Here is a 21,986-nt window from a genome sequence, read left to right on the forward strand (position 1 = left end):
TTCGCTTTTCCCCGGCGCCGGTCCCAAGTGCCAAATAGCTGCAATCAGCATTTACTGCGGATTTCTTATTTGCTCCAGCACGATGAACTTCGGCGCGAAGTAGTAATATTTAGTATTGCCTTTATTGGTCCATATTTATTGTATTTGCAATTATAGAAATAGAGAGTAAATTAATTAAGCGGTCTTGAGCTGTTGGGAGGGTCCGGTGTCTTGGGATCGTTCTTTTGGAATTCTGCAGAACCTTCGGCGGATCGCGCAGGCGCGGTGCCCGGGGGTATGATGGAGGTGCTTCCCAAGGTCGCCCCTGTGTCTGGGGTGCGGCATCGCCGGTTCGGGCTGGGGGGGCTTGCCGTTCTGCTCGCCGGTGCGTTCCTCGTGACAGGAGCAGGGCGCGGCGACGTGGCCGCAGGCGCTGCGCCGCGGCTGGGAGAGGCCCTTGCGCTCGAGCGCTTCACGCTCACGTTCGAGGAGAATTTCGACGAGCTCGACGTCTCGGCCTGGGGGCCGGGGACGCGCTGGATCGCGCATACGCCCTGGGCCGGGGATTTTGGCGATGCGGTGTTCCGCGATCCGCAGCCCGACGGGCCCTTCCATGTCGAGGCGGGGATGCTCACCATCGAGATGCGCGAGCATGAGGGGCGCTGGGAATCGGGTCTGCTTTCGGCCGCCGACAGCGCCTCGCGCGGGTTTCTCCAATCCGGGGGCTATTTCGAGATGCGCGCGCGTCTGCCCGGCGGACCGGGGGTGTGGCCCGCCTTCTGGCTGGGCTCGAACGCGCAAGGAGGCAGGCCCAATCCCGAGATCGACGTGCTGGAATATTACGGCCAGTTCCCCGATGCCTACCTCGCGACCACGCATGTCTGGCAGGACGGAAAGTCACAGGCGGGCGAAACCTATCGCGTCGATGTTCCGGCCCATTCCCTGGAGCAGGAATTCCACACCTTCGGGGTCGCGATAGACCGCGATTTCGTCACCTTCTACCTCGACCGCAAGGTTGTCGCGACCGAGCCGACACGCGCGGAATACCTGCAGCCGATGTTTCCGATGGTGAACCTGGCTGCAGGCGGCGGCTGGCCGATCGAGGGCATGAAGAGCCCCTCGCGCATGCAGGTCGACTATGTCCGCGTGTACCGCGCCAAGGACGAGGCGGGATCATGACGGCGCCTTACGAACAGCTCGATTTTCTCCTCGGTTGGCGAGACGTTGCATGCGCATAGTCCACTATCTCAATCATACGTGCCTGGGGAACGGGCATGTCGCTGTCGCGGTCGACCTGGCCTGCGACCAGGTCAATGCCGGGCACGATGTCTATGTCGTCAGCGGCTATGGCGACCTTGATGCTCTGCTCGTGCGCAACGGGGTGAAGGTCATCCAGTTCGGCGATTCGAAGGGGCCCCTCAAGCTGGGGATCATGGCCTGGCGGTTCTGGCGCGCGGTACGCCGGATCAAGCCCGACGTGGTCAACGCGCACATGGTCTACGCCGCGCTTTCCGCGCGCATGGTAAGCCTGTGGCAGCGCTTCGGGCTGGTCACGACGGTCCACAATTCCTTCGACGAACAGGCCAACCTCATGCGCGTGGGCGACCGGGTGATCACCGTCAGCGAGGCGGTGGGCGAGGACATGCACGCACGCGGCATCCCCCGGGCCAAGCTGCGCACCGTCACCAATGGTACGGTCGGGGGGGTACGCCGCCCCGTGTTCTTCGGCGCGCCGGTCTCGCTGCAGCATCCCGCGATCGTGACGGTCTGCGGCCTCCATTCGCGCAAGGGGGTCGATTACCTGATCGATGCCTTCGCCACTGTGCGCAAGCGCTATCCCGGCGCGCATCTCTACCTCGTGGGGGGCGGGCCCGAGCAGGCCGATTTCGAGGCGCGAGCCGAGGCGTCGGGCAGCGGGCACCATATCCATTTCATGGGCTACCGCGACGATCCGCGCGACGTGCTCGCCAGCGCGGACCTCTTCGTGCTCGCCTCGCTGCGCGATCCCTGCCCGCTCGTCATCTTCGAGGCGCGCGAGATGGGCAATCCCATCATCGCCAGCGCCGTCGACGGGATCCCGGCCGCGCTCGGTCATGGCCAGCGCGGGGTGCTGGTGCCCCCGGCGGACAGCGATGCGCTGGCGCGCGAGATGACACGTCTCCTCGGCGATGAGCGCCTGCGCGAGACGCTCTCGAGTGCCGCGCGCGAGAACATCGCGGAGATTTCGGTGCGGCGCATGTCGCAGGAGACCCTGGCTGTCTACCGCGAGACGCTGCCGCCGAGGCTGCGGGAGGCTGAGGAGCAGGCGCCCACGGTGCGTCCGCGGCGCGCCTTGCCTCGGGATGGAATTGCGAAAACGGGAGGAGGACGAGGATGAAGGGCGTCGATCTGGAAGGCATACGCGTGATCTCGTGCGATGTCTTCGACACCCTGCTTCGGCGCAACGCCACGGCCGAGCCGGGGCGGGTGCGTCACGTCGCCGAGCGGGCCGCTGCCATGCTCCTTCGCGAGCGCGGCCTGCTGGTGAGCAAGGAAGCGCTGTGGCGCGCGCGTCGCAACGTCCAGCACCTCGCCTACCGCGCGCTCGACATGGCCGATCCGACAGGCGAAGTGACCTTCGATGCCCTGGTTCAGGGCATGGCGCTTTCGCTCGGGCTTGGCCCGGCCGAGGCGCAGGTCCTCGCGCGGGCGGAGATCGAGGTCGAGCGCACGCAGCTCGCGCCGAACACCTCGTTGCTGACCTGGCTGAACCGGCGCGCCTGCGAGGGCATCCGGATCATCGCGGTGAGCGACACCTGGCACACCGCAGCGACCATTCGCGGTCTGCTGGACGACCTGGCCGAGGGGCACCCCATTGCGAAGGTCTATACCAGCGCGGACCTCGGCGCGACCAAGCGGACCGCGGCCATCTTCCCCAAGGTGGTTGACGCCGAGGACGTGCCTGCCGGTGCCTTCCTGCACATAGGCGATGATGCCCAGGCCGATGAGCGCATGGCCCGCAGCGCCGGGCTTCGTCCCCATCGTATCTTTCCCCCGCGGCTCGTCATTCTCGAGCGCCGTCTCGATGCCGCGCGCGCGCGGCTGGCCCGCAAGATGCCGGAACGCTGACCATGAACTTTGCCCTTCCCCTGTTTCCCCGCGGCGACCTCGCAGCCGAACGTTTCGGTTGCGAGGTCCTGGGGCCGATCTTCGCCGAGTTCGCGCAGCGCCTCTGGACGTTCCAGTATTACATGCCGGAAAAGGACGACACGTGCCTGCTGTTCTGCGCCCGCGGAGGGCTGCGGCTGCGGCAGATCTACGAGGCGTTCCTGGCCGCGAGCGGTCTGTCCGCGCCCTTGCCCCATGCCGATCTGATGATTTCGCGGCTGGTCGCCGCGCGCACCGGGCTCGCCGGACCGGGGCCGGCGCTGATCGAGGAACTCGGCCGTGAATTCGAGGGCCAGACCATGGCCGAGGTGGTCCTGGCGCTTACCCAGGATCCGTCGATCCGGCTCGGGCCGGAATGGCATCACCCGTTCGAAGCCGACACCTTCACGGCCCTGCTCGAAGGCGAATCGGGGCGCCTGGTACGTCAGGTCGTCGCGCGTCTCGACGGCGCGTTCCGTCGCCACCTGGATCAGGTCAGCCAGGGACGCGCGCGCGCGATCCTGTGCGACACCGGCCTTTATGGAAGTACTATCCGTCTGCTTCAGGAGGGCGTCCCCCAGATGCAGTGGTTCGCGGCGCAGTTCGCGCGCAGCAACTACAAGCGCTTTGCCACGCCCCACTTCGACGTGACGGTGGGCCTCAGCGTCGAGCAGGATGGCTACTGCCCCTGGAATGCGCGCACCTGTGTGTTGCGCTTCTGGCATCTCATCGAGTCCGTGCTGGAGCCGGACCTGACCAGCGTGAAGTCCTTTTCCAACGAGCCGGTGCCGCGCTCCAATCTCGAGGAGCCGGGCTGGCAGGAGCGGATCGGCGAGGACACGCAGGGGCTTTTCACGGGCGTTCTCACCTACCTGGGCGGCCTCTCGCCCGAGCAGCTGCCTGGTATCGAAACCGCCGCCGAAGAGGCATGGGAACGGCTGCGTCAGGCGATCATCTGGCCAGGCCGGCAGGACCTTGCGGTTCTCTCCCTGTCACCGCGCGCGCGCGACTTCGGTCGGATCGAAGCGGTCCACCAGTTTCCGGAGGGCGGGGCGATTACCTCCAGTCTCTGGCGCGAAGGGGCCGTGGTTCAGCGCTATCGCCGGACCGGACGGCTTGGACTGGCGCTGCTCGAAGCGGCGCACAGCCTGCGTTTCCTCAAGCGCTGGTCCGCAGCCCGCCGCGCCTGAACACACCCGGAGAGCTGCCCCCTGTCCACGCGGCCCTGGGTGCTTCGCGCGCCCAAGGCGCTGGTTGTCCCGCACGCGCTATTCGATTATCCCTCGTGGGACAGTTTCGTCAGGCTCCATCGCGGTGATGGAATGGCCACGAACTGCGACTTCGCGTTGGGCACATGATTGGCGATCAAGGACGACAGGACCAACAACGCCCTGGCCAGGGACGGCAAGGCCAGGGGCGATGGGGCCAGGGAAGGCTGGGCGCGCCCCGCGTTGCGCCGGGATTGGTCTCTGGAGCCGGGAAGGCGCGGATCAAGCCGTGGGTGTGGTTCGTTGCCGCACTGGTCAGCCTCGGGCTCTGGGGGGTGATCTTCCAGGTCCTGTGATCGCTCATGGTCTCCTGACCGCGCAACGGGAGGTCAGTAGCACCCCTTTGCGCTCATCATCATCGGGATGGTCTGAAGGCAGATACCCAGGTCTCCCAGGAAGCTGCGGTCCTCGACATAGCGAACATCGAGCCGGACACGCTCCTCGTAGCTGACATCGTTGCGCCCACTCACCTGCCACAGCCCGGTCAGTCCCGGGCGCAGGGCGCAGTAATGCGCGAAGTGATCGCCATAGCGCACCGCTTCGGCCTCGACGATCGGGCGTGGACCGACCACGGACATGTCCCCCTTCAGGATGTTCCAGAGCTGGGGCAACTCGTCGAGGCTCGACGAACGCAGGAAACCGCCGACAGAGGTGATGCGCGGATCGTTGCGCAGTTTCTGGTCGCGCATCCATTCTGCGCGTGCCGCCGGATTCTCCGCCAGCAGACGGGCAAGTTGCACATCGGCATCGGTGACCATCGAGCGCAGCTTGTAGCATAGGAACAGGCGGCCATCCTTGCCGATGCGGCGCTGTGCGAAGATCACCGGTCCCGGGCTCGACAGCTTCACCGCGAGGCACAGCAGGGCGAACAGCGGGAGGAAGATGACGATCAGGCTCACCGCAAAGAGTATGTCGAAAGAGCGTTTCATGGCGCACAACTTGATCGCCTGCAGATCGCTGGTTTCGCCAGCTGCATCGGGACCCGGCTCATGCGTTTCGACATCATTCTCGGGGTGGGGTGCCGGCGTCGGCGTTGCAGACATGACACTGACCTCATCCGGCCCGTTCCATTTCGGCTGTGCACGCATCTTCCCACCCTCCAGCCATCATACGCGAGGCTCAAAACGCCGTTAACTATCCGCTAAGAATATGATCAGGGCTATTTTCGTCAAGTAAAAATATAATCTACATGAATCTATATTTCTCAATGTCGCGAATGATGTTTTATATATTCAAGTAATGCTGAATTAAAAGGTGAAGTTTATCGGCGCATTGTGAGCCTGTGTATTTTGTGCTGCGCTTTACGCTCAAGGGGCGGGGTGGATCTACGCCATCGCATCCCTGGCTGTGGGGCGGGAAATGCGCGCGGAGATTTCGGCGGGAGCTGAACGAGCCCTGTTTGGTCGGCGCGAGTGTCATCATCCCGGAGAAGTGGCTTCGGGGACACATGGGGGCGATGAGCGGCGTTCGGCTCTCACGCACAAAGATTCAAAAAACTGAAAAAAAAGGGTTTGACCGAATCGCAGGGCTCACTTAGAGGGCCTCTCACCGCAGCGAAGCACGCCGCCAAACACGGCGCTTCGGGGTGGTCGCCACGATAGACGGACAGCTTGTTCCCCGGGTCTTAGGAAGCGGGGATGGATGGTTGTCCGGTTGTTTCCGTCTTCGGACGGGTGTGGTTGGATCTTTGACATTGTTGGTTTTTAGATGAAGGGACATGTGGGCGACGGCGCCTGCGCCTTGGGAGCTTCGGGCTCTATGGTGCAGTTTAAATCAAGCCGATGCCTTATATGTCCTTCGTTTCCATACGTTTGACAAGTGCAGGTATCGGCTCCCGAAGGTTTCGATGTTTGCGGCTGGCAAGGCTTAGGCTTTGTGCCGTGAATGTTGTTTCACAAACTTGAGAGTTTGATCCTGGCTCAGAACGAACGCTGGCGGCATGCCTAACACATGCAAGTCGAACGAACCCTTCGGGGTTAGTGGCGCACGGGTGCGTAACACGTGGGAATCTGCCTCTTGGTTCGGAATAACAGTGAGAAATTACTGCTAATACCGGATGATGACTTCGGTCCAAAGATTTATCGCCAAGAGATGAGCCCGCGCAGGATTAGGTAGTTGGTGGGGTAAAGGCCTACCAAGCCGACGATCCTTAGCTGGTCTGAGAGGATGATCAGCCACACTGGGACTGAGACACGGCCCAGACTCCTACGGGAGGCAGCAGTGGGGAATATTGGACAATGGGCGAAAGCCTGATCCAGCAATGCCGCGTGAGTGATGAAGGCCTTAGGGTTGTAAAGCTCTTTTACCAGGGATGATAATGACAGTACCTGGAGAATAAGCTCCGGCTAACTCCGTGCCAGCAGCCGCGGTAATACGGAGGGAGCTAGCGTTGTTCGGAATTACTGGGCGTAAAGCGCGCGTAGGCGGTTACTCAAGTCAGAGGTGAAAGCCCGGAGCTCAACTCCGGAACTGCCTTTGAAACTAGGTGACTAGAATCTTGGAGAGGTCAGTGGAATTCCGAGTGTAGAGGTGAAATTCGTAGATATTCGGAAGAACACCAGTGGCGAAGGCGACTGACTGGACAAGTATTGACGCTGAGGTGCGAAAGTGTGGGGAGCAAACAGGATTAGATACCCTGGTAGTCCACACCGTAAACGATGATAACTAGCTGTCCGGGTTCTTGGAATTTGGGTGGCGCAGCTAACGCATTAAGTTATCCGCCTGGGGAGTACGGTCGCAAGATTAAAACTCAAAGGAATTGACGGGGGCCTGCACAAGCGGTGGAGCATGTGGTTTAATTCGAAGCAACGCGCAGAACCTTACCAGCGTTTGACATCCTCATCGCGATTTCCAGAGATGGATTTCTTCAGTTCGGCTGGATGAGTGACAGGTGCTGCATGGCTGTCGTCAGCTCGTGTCGTGAGATGTTGGGTTAAGTCCCGCAACGAGCGCAACCCTCATCCTTAGTTGCCAGCATTTGGTTGGGCACTCTAAGGAAACTGCCGGTGATAAGCCGGAGGAAGGTGGGGATGACGTCAAGTCCTCATGGCCCTTACACGCTGGGCTACACACGTGCTACAATGGCGGTGACAGTGGGCAGCAAGTGCGCGAGCACAAGCTAATCTCCAAAAGCCGTCTCAGTTCGGATTGTTCTCTGCAACTCGAGAGCATGAAGGCGGAATCGCTAGTAATCGCGGATCAGCATGCCGCGGTGAATACGTTCGGGCCTTGTACACACCGCCCGTCACACCATGGGAGTTGGTTTCACCCGAAGGTAGTGTGCTAACCGCAAGGAGGCAGCTAACCACGGTGGGATCAGCGACTGGGGTGAAGTCGTAACAAGGTAGCCGTAGGGGAACCTGCGGCTGGATCACCTCCTTTCTAAGGATTGAAACGAAAGCGCCTGGCCTTGAGCCGGGAAGAGCTTCGCTTCTTCCAAAGAACATGCCGTCGTCCTCATGTCCCTTCATCACTGGAGATAACGCTCAGATGAGCGTTGTACGCCTGAGCTGGCTCACGCCGCCCGCGGCCCACAGGGTCAGCGATGGCAGGCACGTGGGCCTGTAGCTCAGTTGGTTAGAGCGCACCCCTGATAAGGGTGAGGTCAGTGGTTCAGATCCACTCAGGCCCACCACGTGCCAGGCAGGGCAAGCTAACCGAACCGTCAGGTTCGCAAGGCCGAACGGCCGTCCGAGCTTATGCGAGGATAGCCAAGTCGACGCATGTCGACGCCGGCGCTTGAGGCTGGCAAATACGGGGCCTTAGCTCAGCTGGGAGAGCGGTTGCTTTGCAAGCATCAGGTCATCGGTTCGATCCCGATAGGCTCCACCAGCCGTACACACGAACAGTACTCCAGCGATGAAGCGAAACAGTTCCGGTCTTCGGACCGGTTAGCGGGATTTGCCCGCAGATCTTTGACATTGTGAATGGGTTTTTTAATCGATGCCGTGGCGCATGGATTATCCAGACGTTGGGTAATCAACCATGCGTTACAACAGATTTTATTATCTGGCTGAGATAAATCGTCCGCACCTATTACGACGCAGTCTCTATGCAGGGCTGTCGTTGATGGTGTGGATTCTCAAGCGTGAGGTAAGAGCATCTGGTGGATGCCTTGGCATGTACAGGCGATGAAGGACGTGGCACGCTGCGATAAGCGTCGGGGAGTTGTGAGCAAACTTTGATCCGGCGATTTCCGAATGGGGAAACCCACCTTCACCATTTCTCTCGATGGTTGCTTCGGCAGCTTTTGAGTGAGGTGGATAAGGTATCACCGAGCTGAATATATAGGCTTGGTGAAGCGAACCTGGTGAACTGAAACATCTAAGTAACCAGAGGAAAAGACATCAACCGAGATTCCGTTAGTAGTGGCGAGCGAACGCGGACCAGGCCAGTGCCTGGAACTAAACTAGCAGAACACTTTGGAAAGAGTGGCCATAGCGGGTGACAGCCCCGTATGCAAAAGTGAGGTTCCAGGACTTGAGTAGGGCGGGACACGTGAAATCCTGTCTGAACATGGGGGGACCACCCTCCAAGCCTAAATACTCGTACATGACCGATAGCGAACCAGTACCGTGAGGGAAAGGTGAAAAGCACCCCGATGAGGGGAGTGAAACAGTACCTGAAACCGGATGCTTACAAGCAGTTGGAGCCCCATAGGGGGTGACAGCGTACCTCTTGCATAATGGGTCAGTGACTTAATGTACCATGCAAGCTTAAGCCGTTAGGTGTAGGCGCAGCGAAAGCGAGTCTGAATAGGGCGACTGAGTATGGTGTATTAGACCCGAAACCCGGCGATCTAGGCATGACCAGGTTGAAGGTGCGGTAACACGCACTGGAGGACCGAACCGTTGAATGTTGAAAAATTCTCGGATGAGTTGTGTTTAGGGGTGAAAGGCCAATCAAGCCGGGAAATAGCTGGTTCTCCGCGAAATCTATTGAGGTAGAGCGTCGAATGTATGCCGTTGGGGGTAGAGCACTGGATGGATGCGGGGGTCGCGAGATCTACCAATTCTAACCAAACTCCGAATACCAACGAGTCTTGTTCGGCAGACAGACGGCGGGTGCTAAGGTCCGTCGTCAAAAGGGAAACAGCCCTAACCTACAGCTAAGGTCCCCAAGTCATCACTAAGTGGGAAAGCATGTGGGAATCCCAAAACAACCAGGAGGTTGGCTTAGAAGCAGCCATCCTTTAAAGAAAGCGTAACAGCTCACTGGTCTAAATAAGGGTTCCTGCGGCGAAAATGTAACGGGGCTAAAGTGATGCACCGAAGCTTAGGGTTCAGAACTTTGTTCTGAGCGGTAGCGGAGCGTTCCGTAAGCGAGTGAAGGAGAAGGGTAACCGACTCTGGACGTATCGGAAGTGCGAATGCTGACATGAGTAGCGACAAAGAGGGTGAGATGCCCTCTCGCCGAAAGACCAAGGGTTCCTGCTTAAAGCTAATCTGAGCAGGGTAAGCCGGCCCCTAAGACGAGCCCGAAGGGGGTAGTCGATGGGAACCACGTTAATATTCGTGGGCCTGGTGGTGTGTGACGGATTGCGTGTGTTGTACGTTCTTATCGGATTGAACGTGCTTCGAAGCAGTCGAAATAGCCCCACCGTATAGACCGTACCCGAAACCGACACAGGTGGTCAGGTAGAGTATACCAAGGCGCTTGAGAGAAGTATCCTGAAGGAACTCGGCAAATTGCCTCCGTACCTTCGGAAGAAGGAGGCCCCGGCTATGCGCAAGCACTGTCGGGGGGCACAGGCCAGGGGGTAGCGACTGTTTAGCAAAAACACAGGGCTCTGCTAAGTCGGCTTCAAGACGACGTATAGGTCTGACGCCTGCCCGGTGCCGGAAGGTTAAGAGGAGGAGTGCAAGCTCGGGTTGAAGCCCGGTAAACGGCGGCCGTAACTATAACGGTCCTAAGGTAGCGAAATTCCTTGTCGGGTAAGTTCCGACCTGCACGAATGGCGTAACGACTTCCCCACTGTCTCCAGGATATGCTCAGCGAAATTGAATTCTCCGTGAAGATGCGGAGTACCCGCGGTTAGACGGAAAGACCCCGTGCACCTTTACTGCAGCTTCAGAGTGGCATTGGAAAATTATTGTGTAGCATAGGTGGGAGGCTTTGAAACATCGGCGCCAGCTGGTGTGGAGCCATAGGTGAAATACCACCCTGTGATTTTTTAATGTCTAACCTAGTACCGTTAGCCGGTACAGGGACCCTCTGTGGCGGGTAGTTTGACTGGGGCGGTCGCCTCCTAAAGAGTAACGGAGGCGCGCGATGGTAGGCTCAGGCCGGTTGGAAACCGGCTGCAAGAGTGCAATGGCATAAGCCTGCCTGACTGCGAGATTGACGAATCGAGCAGAGACGAAAGTCGGTCATAGTGATCCGGTGGTCCCTCGTGGAAGGGCCATCGCTCAACGGATAAAAGGTACGCCGGGGATAACAGGCTGATGATTCCCAAGAGCTCATATCGACGGAATCGTTTGGCACCTCGATGTCGGCTCATCACATCCTGGGGCTGGAGCAGGTCCCAAGGGTTTGGCTGTTCGCCAATTAAAGTGGTACGTGAGCTGGGTTCAGAACGTCGCGAGACAGTTTGGTCCCTATCTGCCGTGGGCGTCGATACTTGAGAGGAGTTGTCCCTAGTACGAGAGGACCGGGATGAACATACCTCTGGTGTACCTGTCGTGGCGCCAGCCGCGCAGCAGGGTAGCTATGTATGGAAGGGATAACCGCTGAAAGCATCTAAGCGGGAAGCCTCCCTCGAGATTAGGTATCATCGAGTCGTGATAGACCATCACGTTGATAGGCCAGGTGTGGAAGCGCGGTAACGCGTGAAGCTAACTGGTCCTAATAACTCTGTTCATGCTTGTAGAATCCCACCATCAATGACAGTCCTGCCAAGGACCGTCGGCGGTGATCGGACGATCAATCAAAGCCAGTAACTAATCTGCACGGACTTCATCGATTAAAAATCTTGCGCTCGCTCCATTGCTTGGTGGCCATAGCGGCAGTGACCCACCCGATCCCATCTCGAACTCGGACGTGAAACCTGCCAGCGCCGATGGTACTTACGCTCAAGCGTTGGAAGAGTAGGACGTCGCCAGGCATTGTAGCCAGCGCAAGATCATAAAAACCCATCACAATGACAAAAGGCCCCAAAGGCCTCTAAAAGGGCCCCCAAAAAGGGCCCTTTTTGCGTCTCTCAAAGGAACGCACAACATCGGTGACGCGGGGTGGAGCAGCCCGGTAGCTCGTCAGGCTCATAACCTGAAGGTCGTAGGTTCAAATCCTACCCCCGCAACCAATACAAAACATCCCCTCTCCAAAGCCCGCCCTCCCGGCGGGCTTTTGCCGTTCAAGGCACCCGAAAATCACAACCCACCCACGCCAAAAGCGCCAACCTCCACAGGCCTGGGGGCACGAAGGCCAGTAAGCGTCCGCCCGGGACCGTTGGCGGCAGGAAACGCCCCAAGTCGGCCAGTCAAATCGCGAGAAATGAGCGGCCGCTTTCAAGCAGCCCCCGCTTCGGACGCTATGGCATCAATGTCGGGGGGAGCGGACGTTTCACATTGATCGTGCAAGGCGTTTGATGGCTTCAGGCGGGCCTAATGCTACGAACACGGAATCTCTGGGAGTATGACTCGCATCTCTGCCCTTGACTGACTGGTCGCAGAGCGTTCCAATGTAGATTTTCCGCCGTGACACTCCAGCGGCAGCAAGCTCGCTCTGAACTATTCTTAGCCGCTGCCACTGTCGCCTATAGGGCTGATCGCCGCTAGTTGAGCAAAGATATGCTGCATATGGCAAGACTCGCATTGCATCAGCAATGACATCCACACCTGTGCTTGGCTCCGTCAGCTTCTCGCTGTGCGGCTGGAACTGCAAATAGAAGGGTCCTGAATGGACCGACGATGCGAAAGAGACAGTCCCTGTCATGACTAGAGCCGCAAAGGCCATGGTATGGCGAAACCCGGACATGAGGTAATCATAGCGGCTCTGTGGAAATGAACAACGGCAGCTTTGTCGGCGTGTCCGGAAAGGCAGCTTTTGAACCGAAATCTCGGATAGCAGACCTTCGTTCCCGATTGCGGCAATGACCACAATCCACCCAAAATGCGCGTTCACGCCTGCCAGGTGGCCCAGTTCCAAGGCAGCAGTTCATCGATCCGGTTGATGGGATGCCCCTTGCCGATCCGATCGAGGACATCGGCCAGCCATTCCTGCGGATTGACGCCGTTGAGCTTGGCGGTTTCCAGTAGCGAATACATGGCGGCGGCGCGCTCGCCGCCGCAGTCCGCGCCAGCAAACATCCAGTTCTTGCGGCCAACGGCTATGCCCCTGAGGGCATTCTCCGCCGGGTTGTTGTCGATCTCGAGCCTGCCGTCTTGGGTGTAAGCGAGCAATTGCGGCTTGAGCTTCACGGCATAGCGCAGCGCTTCGGCCAGCGGCGATCGGGCGGACGCCTTGGACAGCACGTCATTGGCCCAGGCGAAGAAATCCATCGCCTTGAGCAGTGACGCCTTGCGTGCCCTGCAGCGAGTATCGGCCGGCTCACCGGAAATTTGCCGCTCAATCTCGTAAAGGTCACGGATCATGAGCAGGCCCTTGCCTGCGGCCGAGTGCGGGTCCGCCTTGTAGACATCGTTGATTTTGCGCCGGGCGTGCGCCCAGCAGGCGACCGGTGTGATCGGCACCGGCTTGCGGTCACTCGCATAAAGGCGGTCAAAACCGGCATAGGCATCGGCCTGCAGGAAGCCCGTGAAGGTCTTGAGATGCTCGCGCGGTCTCTCGCCCTTGCGGTCTGGGCTGTAGCGGAACAGCGCCGCTGGCTTGTCCAAGGGACTCCATTGTCGGTTGTCGCGAAGGTAGACCCATAATCGCCCGGTCGCCGTCTTCCCGGTCCCCGGCGCCAGCACGGGAACGGGCGTGTCGTCGGCATGGACCTTCACGCTGGCCATGACGTGATCGGAGATCCGATCAACCAGCGGTTGCAGCAGCCAGCTTGCCTGGCCGAGCCAGTCCGCCATCGTTGAGCGGCTGATCTCGACACCTTCGCGGGCGTAGATCTGCGACTGGCGATAGAGCGGCAGATGGTCGGCAAACTTCGATACGATGACATGGGCCAGCAGCCCCGGACCGGCGCGGCCGCGCGGAACGGGCAGCGCCGGTCCAGGGGCCTGGCTGATCGCATCGCAGCGATTGCAGGAAAGCTTAGGGCGGACATGACGCACGACGCGGAAGCGACCTGGGATATATTCCAGCACTTCGGTAACGTCCTCGCCGAGCTTGCCCATCGTGCCGCCACAGGCCGAGCAACCCTCGGCATCGGGCGCTGCGTGCATGACCTCGTCGCGGGGCAGATGTTCGGGAAGCGGTGCACGGCGGGGTTTGCGCTGCGCCGCTTTGGCGGGAGCATCGTCGGGCACATGACCTGCAATTACGCACTCGGCATGGGCATGCTCGGCCTCGAGATCCTCGAGCGTGAGTTCGAGCTGATCAGCCTGAAGGGTAAGTCGTTCGGAGGATTGGCCGAACTTCATGCGCCAGAGCCGGGCCAACTGGACCTTGAGCTTCTCGATCTGGAGCGTGATCAGCTTGACCGCGTTGCGGGTCGCCTCATGCGCTTCGCGTTCGGCTTCCAGCGCCTGTTCCGAAGCGGCCAGACGTGCGCGCATCGCCTCGGCAAACGCGCGCAGTTCTGCGGGATCGGTAGGGAGTTCGAGATCGTCGGGGGACACGCCCCCCATTAGCAGAATCGGGTTCAGCACCCAAGAAAAAAGCCCGGAAATACGCCATTTTATACATCAAATCTGGACCGGCAGGCGCGGCGGGTCGGGCGCTACCGTACGCCTCCAGTCCATCGCTTCGATCAGCAGTGCAAACTGCGCCGGGGTGAGCACAACGCCGCCCTCGATGAGCGGAGGCCAGACAAAACGGCCACGCTCCAGGCGCTTGGCAAAAAGGCAAAGGCCGCTGCCATCCCAGTGCAGCGCCTTCAGGTAGTTGCCGTTCTTGCTGCGAAACAAAAAGACATGCCCGCCGAATGGCTCGACCGCGAACAGCGGCCGAACGAGCGCGGCCAGCCCATCGAACCCCAGACGCATGCTGACCGGCTTGCTTGCCAGATAGACCTTCGTTCCGGGCGCCAGCGAAATCACGATACATCCCGAAGCGCACGAAGAACGCGGGCCAGCGCCTTCTCGTTGACGTAGCTGTCCGTGGACAGGCGGACCCCGCTGGGCAGATCGATGTCTATCGCGCCAGGCCTCGCGCCGGGATGCGGACGCACCAGGTCTTCCGGCATCGGCGTACTAGACGGCGCGGCCTTCACCTGAGGGGCTGGCACCGGCGCCGTGGGCGCGGGTTCGGTCGTCACGATCGAACCGTAGGGAATGAACTCCAGTGGCTCGCTGGCGATCGCCGTTGCCTGCCGGCGGGCCGAACGCCAGTTGTAGATCAGGCTCTCCGCAATCTCATGGCGCCTGGCAACATCGCGAACAGAAACGCCCTCCTGATCCGCCTCGGCCAGGATCGCGGCCTTCTCCGCATCCGAATACTTCCTGCGCCGCTCCGTGCGCGCGATGATCTCCACCCGGTCTGTCACTTGGCCTCCTTCTGGAGTCCAGAAAGAGACTCCTTACTGGAGGTCCATCACCTTCACGCTCTTACCTCGCAACGCGACCGAGCCCGGACGCTTACGAAGGCCAGGGCCCTCGGATAATTCCTCCTCCAGATTGGGGGCGTGATCGGGTTCGTGTGCTTTCGCTTTGAGGTGCAAATCTTTAGGGCAAAGCATGTCGCTCCGGTTCGCAGGACCAGATGAGTCAGGCCCGGCCTACGTGTGGAAAGGAAAACGTCATGCCCGCAACCCCTCTGCCGCTGCCTGAATTCGCACCTGTCCTGGCCGAGGTGCAGGGTAAGGGGGCTGTCTTTCCGGTGCGGCGGATCTACTGTGTGGGGCAGAACTATGCCGAGCATGCGCGGGAAATGGGGAGCGATCCCGATCGTCCCTCCCCCTTCTTCTTCAGCAAGCCGGCCGATGCGGTGGTGCCTTCCGGCAGTGTGCTTGCCTTCCCCTCCCTTACCGAGAACCTGCATCACGAAGTGGAACTGGTCGTCGCGCTCGGGGGCGGTGGGCATGACCTGGCGCCCGAGGATGCCGAGGCGCTTGTCTTCGGCGCGGCCGTCGGGTTCGACATGACGCGACGGGATCTCCAGGCCGAGGCCAAGGCGAAGGGCCGTCCCTGGGACATGGCCAAGGGCTTCGATGCCTCGGCACCGCTGGGGCCTATCTTGCCGGGGATGCCGCCACGCGACGCTGTGATCCGCTGCGAACTCGATGGAGAGGTGCGCCAGCAGGGCGACATCGCGCAGATGATCTGGTCGGTGCCGGAGATCATTGCGCATCTCTCGCGTTACGTGACCCTGGCACCGGGTGATCTCGTCTTTACCGGAACCCCTGCCGGGGTCGGTCCTGTCCGTCCGGGACAGCATCTCCGCGGCGAAATCGCGGGCCTGCCGCCTGTCGAGGTCCGTTACGAAGCCTGAGTTTGGAGCGCGCGGTGCCGTTCACCTGACGGCTTTTGCAAATGCTAGTTACTTTTCATGTGCAGTCGATTGAGGTATCTGCCGAAACTTGTGTGCAGCTGCAGGCACTGATAACGGAACATCATGTCGACTTGTGACCTTTGTGTTGTCCGGAACCGGGCGATTTGTGCGTCTCTCAACGCCAACGAACTCGAGGCCCTCAATGCGATCGGGCGCACGCGCAAGATCACGCCGGGCGAATCGCTGATCTGGGAGGGCGAGGATTCGGTCCTCGTCGCCAACGTGATCGAGGGTGTCCTCAAGCTGTCGACCAACACCGAGGATGGGCGCGAGCAGATCGTCGGCGTGGTCTACCCTTCCGACTTTATCGGGCGTCCCTTTGGCGGCACCAGTGGGCACGGTGTGACCGCGCTTACCGAAGCCAAGGTCTGCGTGTTCTCGCGCCGCGATTTCGATGCCTTTGCCCGTGAGCACCCCTCGCTGGAGCACAAGCTGCTCGAGCGTACGCTGGGCGAACTGGACCGCACGCGCCGCTGGATGCTGCTGCTGGGCCGCAAGTCGGCGGCCGAGAAGATGGCAAGCTTCCTGGTCGAGATGACCGAGCGCCTGGGGGGCAGCGGCTGCAAGATCCCGCTCGATGCTCCGCAGGAGCGCCACCTCACGTTGCCGTTCTCGCGCCAGCAGATTGCCGACGTGCTGGGCCTGACGATCGAAACGGTGAGCCGCCAGTTCACGCGGCTGCGCAACGAAGGCATCATCGACCTGCCCTCGCGCCGCGATGTCATCATTCGCGACATGGATGCGCTCGCGGCCGAAGCGGGCTGATTCGCACAAGACCTGGACCGTGCCGTGGGCGGAGTGCCGCACGCGATGCATGCGCGCGTGCACAGACCGCATGGTCGGATCGGAAACCGTGCGCCGGGTAGCGAGTTGGGCAAGGCATGCCACCGCGTTCGAATTCGTACGATATTGCGCCCGAGGCGACCTCGAGTGTGCCCCCTGAAGGCGTTGATCCCGGGATTGGCGGGCGAGGTTTTCTGCGCCGCGTCCTGACCCGCAAGGGGCTCGATCTCTATCTGCGCAATGCCCTCGCGAGTGTCGCGACATTCCTCCTTGATCTGGCTTTCATCTGGGTCCTGGCGGAGAAGGCTGGGGCCGGTCGGTTGCTGGCGGTGGCACTCGGCTTCCTCCTCGCCAATGCGCTCCACTACGTTCTCGCGCGGATCTGGATCTTCCGGGGCAGCGCGCGCGGGATGGCGTCCGGCTATGTTCTTTTCGTCGGCAACGCGCTGGTCGGGCTGGGGCTGATCCTGGGGGCGTTCACGCTGCTGAGCGATGTCCTGGGCGTGCCCTATCTGGCCGCCCGGATCGCAGCCTCGCTGGTGGCGGGGACCGCCGTGTTCCTGTTCAACGCGACGGTCAATTTCAGGAAGCTGTAAAAGGGCCCGGCACAGGCACGCAAAAAAGGGGGAGCGGTGTGCTCCCCCTTTCCTCGCATGCAGCGTGTGTCCCTTGAAGTGGAGGCCCTGGGCCTCGCCCGGGCTCAGAAGCGGTAGGTGACGCCCGCGCTGAGAACCCAGGGATCCAGGTTGTGCTTGGTCTCGAGCACCTTGGTGTCCTCGACGTAGAACTTGGCGGTCGGCTTCATGAAGTACTTCTTGGCGTCGAGCGAGACGCCAAAGCCGCTGTCGCCCAGCGCGATGTCAACACCGCCCTGCAGCGCCACGCCGAACGAGTTCGACATCTTCACGCGGTCCACGCCCAATGCCTGGGCGGTTGCGCCCGGCTTTTCATCGAACACGAAGAAGACCGAGGGGCCCGCGCCGATGTAGGGCTTGAAGGGGGTGCCGGTGGGCAGGTGAGCCTTCAGCGTTACCGTAGCGGGCAGGATCAGGACGTGGTCGACCAGCTCGGTTCCCGAGAGGTCGGCGGCGCCGTTGACGTGGTGCTGGGTGAAGCAGCAGATCGTCTCGAGCGAGAAGTTCTGGTTGAAGAAGTATTCGACCGCGAGCGTGGGCACCACGTTGTCGTTCGCCTTGGCGTCGACGTCGCTCACGCCCATGTCGGCAAGCGTGTCGCCCAGACCCGCATCGAGGTACTTGATCTTGTCGATCTCGCCGTTGGGCAGGACGGCCGTGCCGAGCACCTTGACCTGGAACTTGCCGTCCGGACTGCCAGCCATGGCGGGCGTGGAAAGGGCAGTGGCCGCGGCCAGGGCGACGAACATCGTCATCTTGCGCATAGTCATTTCTTCCATTGCCGCCGGGGCCGCACCATGCGTGTCCCCCCTCTTGAGCGGCTGCGGAAATGCCTTTGCGGCAATTGCGAGCAAGTTGATTTGATCGCGCGCAAAACAACGGAAAGCTGCGTTTAAATTCATTGCTCGTGCAATTTGATCATTATCAATGCTGGATCAGGTGTTACTCTCCAAGGCGTTCGTCAGGTTCAGCAACAGTCTCGAAAGAGAAATGATATGGTAACGGTTCTCGCGCGGGCAGGCCTCTGGCTCGCCGTGCTCTTCCTTGCCGTCATCGGGGTCGCGCTCGCGGCTGATGGGGGTTTCGCCATTCACATGAGCATCGTCGCGCTGGCCGCGCTGATCGCCGTGTGGTTCACGGTGCGCAGCGCGGATTACAGCGCGATCGCGCGCGGTATCCTCAGGATGCCCGACGAGGGCCGCTACGATGACGACCCGGTGCGCTGGGGGGTCATCGCGACGGTGTTCTGGGGCGTGGTGGGCTTTGCGGCGGGTGTGTTCATCGCCGCCCAGCTGACCTGGCCCTGGCTCAACCTCGAGCCCTACCTCAACTTCAGCCGTCTGCGTCCGCTGCACACCTCGGCGGTGATCTTTGCGTTCGGGGGGAACGCGCTGATCGCCACGAGCTACTACGTCGTGCAGCGCACCTGCCGGGCGCGCCTGGCCTTCCCGGGCCTCGCGCGGTTCGTGTTCTGGGGCTACCAGCTGTTCATCGTGCTCGCGGCCACCGGCTACGTGCTGGGCATCAGCCAGTCCAAGGAATACGCCGAGCCCGAATGGTACGTCGACTGGTGGCTGACGATCGTGTGGGTCTGCTACCTCGCGGTCTTCGTGGGCACGATCATCAAGCGCTCCGAGCCGCACATCTACGTTGCGAACTGGTTCTACCTCTCCTTCATCATCACCGTGGCCATGCTCCACGTGGTCAACAACCTCGACTGGCCGGTGAGCTTGGTCGGCTCGAAGAGCTACCCCGTCTTTGCGGGCGTGCAGGGCGCGCTGGTGCAGTGGTGGTACGGCCACAACGCGGTGGGCTTCTTCCTGACCGCCGGCTTCCTGGCGATGATGTACTACTTCGTGCCCAAGCAGGCCGAACGTCCGGTCTATTCCTACCGCCTTTCGATCATCCACTTCTGGTCGCTGATCTTCATCTACATCTGGGCCGGACCGCACCACCTGCACTACACCGCGCTGCCCGACTGGGCGCAGACGCTGGGCATGGTCTTCTCGATCATGCTGTGGATGCCCAGCTGGGGCGGCATGATCAACGGCCTGATGACGCTGAACGGCGCCTGGGACAAGGTCCGCACCGACCCGATCATCCGCATGATGGTCATGGCGCTCGCCTTCTACGGCATGAGCACCTTCGAGGGGCCGATGATGTCGATCAAGTTCGTCAACTCGCTCTCGCACTACACCGACTGGACCATCGGCCACGTGCACTCGGGCGCGCTGGGCTGGAACGGCATGATCACCTTTGGCGCGATCTACTACCTGGTGCCGCGCCTGTGGAACCGTGAGCGGCTCTACTCGGTGCGCATGGTCAACTGGCACTTCTGGCTCGCGACCATCGGCATCGTCTTCTACGCCGCGAGCATGTGGGTCGCAGGCATCATGCAGGGCCTCATGTGGCGTGAATACGGCGCGGACGGGTACCTCGTGAACACCTTCGCCGACACCGTCGCCCGGATGTACCCGATGTACGCGATGCGCGCCTTTGGTGGCCTGCTCTACCTCGCGGGCGGTGCGATCATGGTCCTCAACGTGTGGAAGACCATCGCAGGCCAGCTGCGCGAGGAAGCGCCGATGCACAACGCTTCCTACGATCCCGAGGCCGACAAGCCGCTGCCCGGCGCCCGCGCCGCGCAGGCCAACTGAAGCGCTTGGAAAGGGAACAGGTAAAATGACTTCCATGACCGAGCGCCACAAGAAGCTCGAAAAGAACATCACCCTGCTCGGCGTCTGCGCCTTTGGTGCGGTGATCGTGGGCGGCATCGTCGAGATCGCCCCGCTGTTCTGGATCGACAACACCATCGAGAAGGTGGAGGGGATGCGCCCCTACACCCCGCTCGAACAGGCCGGCCGCGACATCTACGTGCGCGAGGGGTGCTACGTGTGCCATAGCCAGATGATCCGTCCCTTCCGCGACGAGGTCGAGCGCTATGGCCACTACAGCCTCGCCGCCGAATCGATGTACGACCACCCGTTCCAGTGGGGCTCCAAGCGTACCGGGCCGGACCTGGCGCGCGTGGGCCTGCGCTACTCGGACAGCTGGCACGTCCAGCACCTCACCGACCCGCAGTCGGTGGTGCCCGAGAGCGTGATGCCCAAGTACGGGTTCCTCGCCGAGAACGACCTCGACGTCCCCGACATCGCGGCCAACCTCACCGCGCTGCGCCATGTCGGGGTGCCCTACACCGACAAGGACATCGAGATGGCCATGGCCGACCTGTCGGCCCAGGCCGACCCGATGGCCGACGCCGGCGACCTCGAGGAGCGCTATCCCAAGTCGCAGATCCGCGACTTCGACGGCGACCCTTCACGCCTGACCGAAATGGACGCGCTGGTCGCCTACCTGCAGATGCTGGGCACCCTCGTCGACGTCAACGACGCGGCGGCTCAGGAGGAACTCGCTTCGGAGAAGGGGCGATGAACGCGCACTCCACTTACGAGACGCTGCGGCACATCGCCGACAGCTGGGGGCTCCTCGCCATGATGCTGGTCTTCCTCGTGCTCGTCGCCTGGCCTTTCCGGCCGGGCCACCGGGCCAGGAACGAGGAAGCTGCCACCATGATCTTCAAGGACGAGAACGATGGCTGACAAGCGTTTTGACGAAGCCACGCAGACCGAGACCGTCGGCCACGAATGGGACGGGATCGAGGAACTGAACACGCCGCTGCCGCGCTGGTGGCTCTGGACCTTCTACGCCTGCATCGTCTTTGCGATCGGCTATACCGTGGCCTACCCGGCCTGGCCGGGGATCAGCTCGGCCACGCAGGGCGTCCTGGGCTGGACCAGCCGTGGGCAGCTCGCCAAGGAAATGGACGAGGCCGCCGCAGCGCGCGCCAGGACCGTCGCCTCGCTGGCCGACATGCCGATCGAGGAACTGCCCCAGCACCCCGAACTGATGCGCGCGGCGGTTGCGGGCGGCTCGGCGGCCTTCAAGGTCAACTGCGTGCAGTGCCACGGCGCGGGCGCAGCAGGTTCGAAGGGCTATCCCAACCTCAACGACGACGACTGGCTGTGGGGCGGTGACCTCCAGACCATCGAGACCACGCTCATCTACGGTATCCGCCAGCCGGGCGAAGAGATGACGCGCCAGTCGATGATGCCCAACTTCGGCAGCGACGGCCTGCTCGATGCTGGTCAGATCCGCGATGTGGCCGGCTATGTCCTCAGCCTCTCGGGCAAGGAGAAGACGAGCGCGGCCACCCAGCGCGGCGCGCAGGTCTTTGCCGACAACTGCGCGGTCTGCCACGGCGAGAACGCGAAGGGCAACCGGGATCTGGGTGCTCCCAACCTCTCGGACGCGATCTGGCTCGACGGGGGCAGCAAGGCCGAAGTCGAAGCGCAGATCCACCACCCGCATCACGGCGTGATGCCGGCCTGGGGCGAACGCCTCGATCCGGTCACGATCAAGATGCTGGCCGCCTACGTCCACTCGCTGGGCGGCGGCGAGGAGTTCGCGGCACCGGTGGCCGATGCGGCACCTGAAGGCGAGGATATCGCCGAAGAGGCCGCCGAGACACGCGAGTAACACAGGACTGACAACGGACTGACAGGGGCCGGGGTGGCAAGGACCCCGGCCCGAC

Annotated in this window: 16 protein-coding genes, 3 tRNA genes and 3 rRNA genes; 17 read left to right on the forward strand and 5 right to left on the reverse strand. The window is 61.5% G+C overall.

Annotated features, from left to right (window positions below; translation table 11 throughout):
• The first annotated feature begins 276 nt into the window (after positions 1-276).
• Genes HT578_RS13710 through HT578_RS13725 form a run of 4 tightly spaced genes read left to right on the forward strand, consistent with a single transcriptional unit; the run spans position 277 to position 4,295 of the window.
• The gene (locus HT578_RS13710) at positions 277-1,158 is read left to right on the forward strand and encodes a glycoside hydrolase family 16 protein (protein WP_213500076.1); all 882 of its coding nucleotides are present in this window, start codon (positions 277-279) and stop codon (positions 1,156-1,158) included.
• A 49-nt stretch (positions 1,159-1,207) separates the two neighbouring features.
• Entirely contained in the window at positions 1,208-2,356 is a 1,149-nt protein-coding gene (locus tag HT578_RS13715) for a glycosyltransferase family 4 protein (RefSeq protein WP_213500078.1), read from the forward strand.
• Positions 2,353-3,087, forward strand: a complete 735-nt coding sequence (locus tag HT578_RS13720) for an HAD family hydrolase (protein WP_213500080.1) — start codon at positions 2,353-2,355, stop codon at positions 3,085-3,087. Before HT578_RS13715 ends, HT578_RS13720 begins: the two co-directional genes overlap by 4 nt.
• 2 nt (positions 3,088-3,089) lie before the next feature.
• A complete protein-coding gene (locus tag HT578_RS13725; protein WP_213500082.1) occupies positions 3,090-4,295 on the forward strand; it encodes a hypothetical protein in 1,206 nt (401 codons plus the stop codon).
• 407 nt (positions 4,296-4,702) lie between these two features.
• Here the strand turns inward: HT578_RS13725 and HT578_RS13730 are convergent, their stop codons facing one another.
• Positions 4,703-5,302, reverse strand: coding sequence for a sugar transferase (locus HT578_RS13730; protein ID WP_039391926.1), 600 nt, complete (start codon positions 5,300-5,302; stop codon positions 4,703-4,705).
• 967 nt (positions 5,303-6,269) lie between these two features.
• On the opposite strand from HT578_RS13730, the gene HT578_RS13735 reads away from it, so the two are divergent.
• The 6 genes from HT578_RS13735 to HT578_RS13760 all read left to right on the forward strand — a co-directional run bounded on the left by HT578_RS13735 (position 6,270) and on the right by HT578_RS13760 (position 11,673).
• Positions 6,270-7,754, forward strand: a 16S ribosomal RNA gene (locus HT578_RS13735).
• Positions 7,755-7,930: 176 nt separating this feature from the next.
• Positions 7,931-8,007, forward strand: a tRNA-Ile gene (locus tag HT578_RS13740).
• 121 nt (positions 8,008-8,128) lie between these two features.
• A tRNA-Ala gene (locus HT578_RS13745) sits at positions 8,129-8,204 on the forward strand.
• Positions 8,205-8,455: 251 nt separating this feature from the next.
• Positions 8,456-11,240: ribosomal RNA gene (locus HT578_RS13750) — 23S ribosomal RNA — on the forward strand.
• 120 nt (positions 11,241-11,360) lie between these two features.
• Positions 11,361-11,475, forward strand: a 5S ribosomal RNA gene (gene rrf, locus HT578_RS13755).
• Together the 16S, 23S and 5S rRNA genes with 3 tRNA genes alongside form the textbook arrangement of a ribosomal RNA operon.
• Positions 11,476-11,596: 121 nt before the next feature.
• Positions 11,597-11,673, forward strand: a tRNA-Met gene (locus HT578_RS13760).
• An 817-nt stretch (positions 11,674-12,490) separates the two neighbouring features.
• Here HT578_RS13760 and tnpC read toward each other — a convergent pair.
• The 3 genes from tnpC to tnpA all read right to left on the reverse strand — a co-directional run bounded on the left by tnpC (position 12,491) and on the right by tnpA (position 14,973).
• Positions 12,491-14,107, reverse strand: a complete 1,617-nt coding sequence (gene tnpC, locus HT578_RS13765; protein ID WP_239026291.1) for an IS66 family transposase — start codon at positions 14,105-14,107, stop codon at positions 12,491-12,493.
• 66 nt (positions 14,108-14,173) lie between these two features.
• Positions 14,174-14,527: an IS66 family insertion sequence element accessory protein TnpB gene (gene tnpB, locus HT578_RS13770; protein ID WP_021243391.1), complete on the reverse strand. Its 354-nt coding sequence runs from the start codon at positions 14,525-14,527 to the stop codon at positions 14,174-14,176.
• Positions 14,524-14,973, reverse strand: coding sequence for an IS66-like element accessory protein TnpA (tnpA, locus tag HT578_RS13775; protein ID WP_213500083.1), 450 nt, complete (start codon positions 14,971-14,973; stop codon positions 14,524-14,526). Before tnpA ends, tnpB begins: the two co-directional genes overlap by 4 nt.
• A 254-nt stretch (positions 14,974-15,227) precedes the next feature.
• Here tnpA and HT578_RS13780 point away from each other — a divergent pair, with 254 nt between their 5' ends.
• The 3 genes from HT578_RS13780 (at position 15,228) to HT578_RS13790 (ending at position 17,356) form a co-directional block, all read left to right on the forward strand.
• Positions 15,228-15,917 carry a fumarylacetoacetate hydrolase family protein gene (locus tag HT578_RS13780; RefSeq protein ID WP_213500084.1) on the forward strand — a complete coding sequence of 230 codons (690 nt, stop codon included), beginning with the start codon at positions 15,228-15,230 and terminating at the stop codon, positions 15,915-15,917.
• Between the two features lie 123 nt (positions 15,918-16,040).
• Positions 16,041-16,742, forward strand: coding sequence for a Crp/Fnr family transcriptional regulator (locus HT578_RS13785; protein WP_039389681.1), 702 nt, complete (start codon positions 16,041-16,043; stop codon positions 16,740-16,742).
• Between the two features lie 116 nt (positions 16,743-16,858).
• The gene (locus HT578_RS13790) at positions 16,859-17,356 is read left to right on the forward strand and encodes a GtrA family protein (RefSeq protein ID WP_213500085.1); all 498 of its coding nucleotides are present in this window, start codon (positions 16,859-16,861) and stop codon (positions 17,354-17,356) included.
• A gap of 104 nt (positions 17,357-17,460) precedes the next feature.
• On the opposite strand, the gene HT578_RS13795 is transcribed toward HT578_RS13790, so the two are convergent.
• A complete protein-coding gene (locus HT578_RS13795) occupies positions 17,461-18,159 on the reverse strand; it encodes an OmpW/AlkL family protein (protein WP_213500086.1) in 699 nt (232 codons plus the stop codon).
• A 231-nt stretch (positions 18,160-18,390) separates the two neighbouring features.
• Here HT578_RS13795 and ccoN point away from each other — a divergent pair, with 231 nt between their 5' ends.
• The 4 genes from ccoN to ccoP are packed head-to-tail and all read left to right on the forward strand — an operon-like array spanning position 18,391 to position 21,931.
• The gene (ccoN, locus tag HT578_RS13800; protein ID WP_213500087.1) at positions 18,391-20,052 is read left to right on the forward strand and encodes a cytochrome-c oxidase, cbb3-type subunit I; all 1,662 of its coding nucleotides are present in this window, start codon (positions 18,391-18,393) and stop codon (positions 20,050-20,052) included.
• A 25-nt stretch (positions 20,053-20,077) separates the two neighbouring features.
• Positions 20,078-20,827, forward strand: a complete 750-nt coding sequence (gene ccoO, locus HT578_RS13805; RefSeq protein ID WP_039389679.1) for a cytochrome-c oxidase, cbb3-type subunit II — start codon at positions 20,078-20,080, stop codon at positions 20,825-20,827.
• The gene (locus HT578_RS13810) at positions 20,824-20,994 is read left to right on the forward strand and encodes a cbb3-type cytochrome c oxidase subunit 3 (RefSeq protein WP_213500088.1); all 171 of its coding nucleotides are present in this window, start codon (positions 20,824-20,826) and stop codon (positions 20,992-20,994) included. The genes ccoO and HT578_RS13810 overlap by 4 nt, the downstream gene beginning before the upstream one ends.
• Positions 20,987-21,931, forward strand: coding sequence for a cytochrome-c oxidase, cbb3-type subunit III (gene ccoP, locus HT578_RS13815; RefSeq protein ID WP_213500090.1), 945 nt, complete (start codon positions 20,987-20,989; stop codon positions 21,929-21,931). The genes HT578_RS13810 and ccoP overlap by 8 nt, the downstream gene beginning before the upstream one ends.
• The last annotated feature ends 55 nt before the right edge of the window (positions 21,932-21,986 follow it).

This window comes from Novosphingobium decolorationis, from assembly GCF_018417475.1.
Classification (GTDB): domain Bacteria; phylum Pseudomonadota; class Alphaproteobacteria; order Sphingomonadales; family Sphingomonadaceae; genus Novosphingobium; species Novosphingobium decolorationis.

Excerpts from the sequence above, each read along its gene's own strand:
- HT578_RS13710 (WP_213500076.1), top strand. The coding sequence starts at position 277 with ATGATGGAGGTGCTTCCCAAGGTCGCCCCTGTGTCTGGGGTGCGGCAT.
- HT578_RS13715 (WP_213500078.1), top strand. The coding sequence starts at position 1,208 with ATGCGCATAGTCCACTATCTCAATCATACGTGCCTGGGGAACGGGCAT.
- HT578_RS13720 (WP_213500080.1), top strand. The coding sequence starts at position 2,353 with ATGAAGGGCGTCGATCTGGAAGGCATACGCGTGATCTCGTGCGATGTC.
- HT578_RS13725 (WP_213500082.1), top strand. The coding sequence starts at position 3,090 with ATGAACTTTGCCCTTCCCCTGTTTCCCCGCGGCGACCTCGCAGCCGAA.
- HT578_RS13730 (WP_039391926.1), bottom strand. The coding sequence starts at position 5,302 with ATGAAACGCTCTTTCGACATACTCTTTGCGGTGAGCCTGATCGTCATC.
- HT578_RS13780 (WP_213500084.1), top strand. The coding sequence starts at position 15,228 with ATGCCCGCAACCCCTCTGCCGCTGCCTGAATTCGCACCTGTCCTGGCC.
- HT578_RS13785 (WP_039389681.1), top strand. The coding sequence starts at position 16,041 with ATGTCGACTTGTGACCTTTGTGTTGTCCGGAACCGGGCGATTTGTGCG.
- HT578_RS13790 (WP_213500085.1), top strand. The coding sequence starts at position 16,859 with ATGCCACCGCGTTCGAATTCGTACGATATTGCGCCCGAGGCGACCTCG.
- HT578_RS13795 (WP_213500086.1), bottom strand. The coding sequence starts at position 18,159 with ATGCGCAAGATGACGATGTTCGTCGCCCTGGCCGCGGCCACTGCCCTT.
- ccoN (WP_213500087.1), top strand. The coding sequence starts at position 18,391 with ATGGTAACGGTTCTCGCGCGGGCAGGCCTCTGGCTCGCCGTGCTCTTC.
- ccoO (WP_039389679.1), top strand. The coding sequence starts at position 20,078 with ATGACTTCCATGACCGAGCGCCACAAGAAGCTCGAAAAGAACATCACC.
- HT578_RS13810 (WP_213500088.1), top strand. The coding sequence starts at position 20,824 with ATGAACGCGCACTCCACTTACGAGACGCTGCGGCACATCGCCGACAGC.
- ccoP (WP_213500090.1), top strand. The coding sequence starts at position 20,987 with ATGGCTGACAAGCGTTTTGACGAAGCCACGCAGACCGAGACCGTCGGC.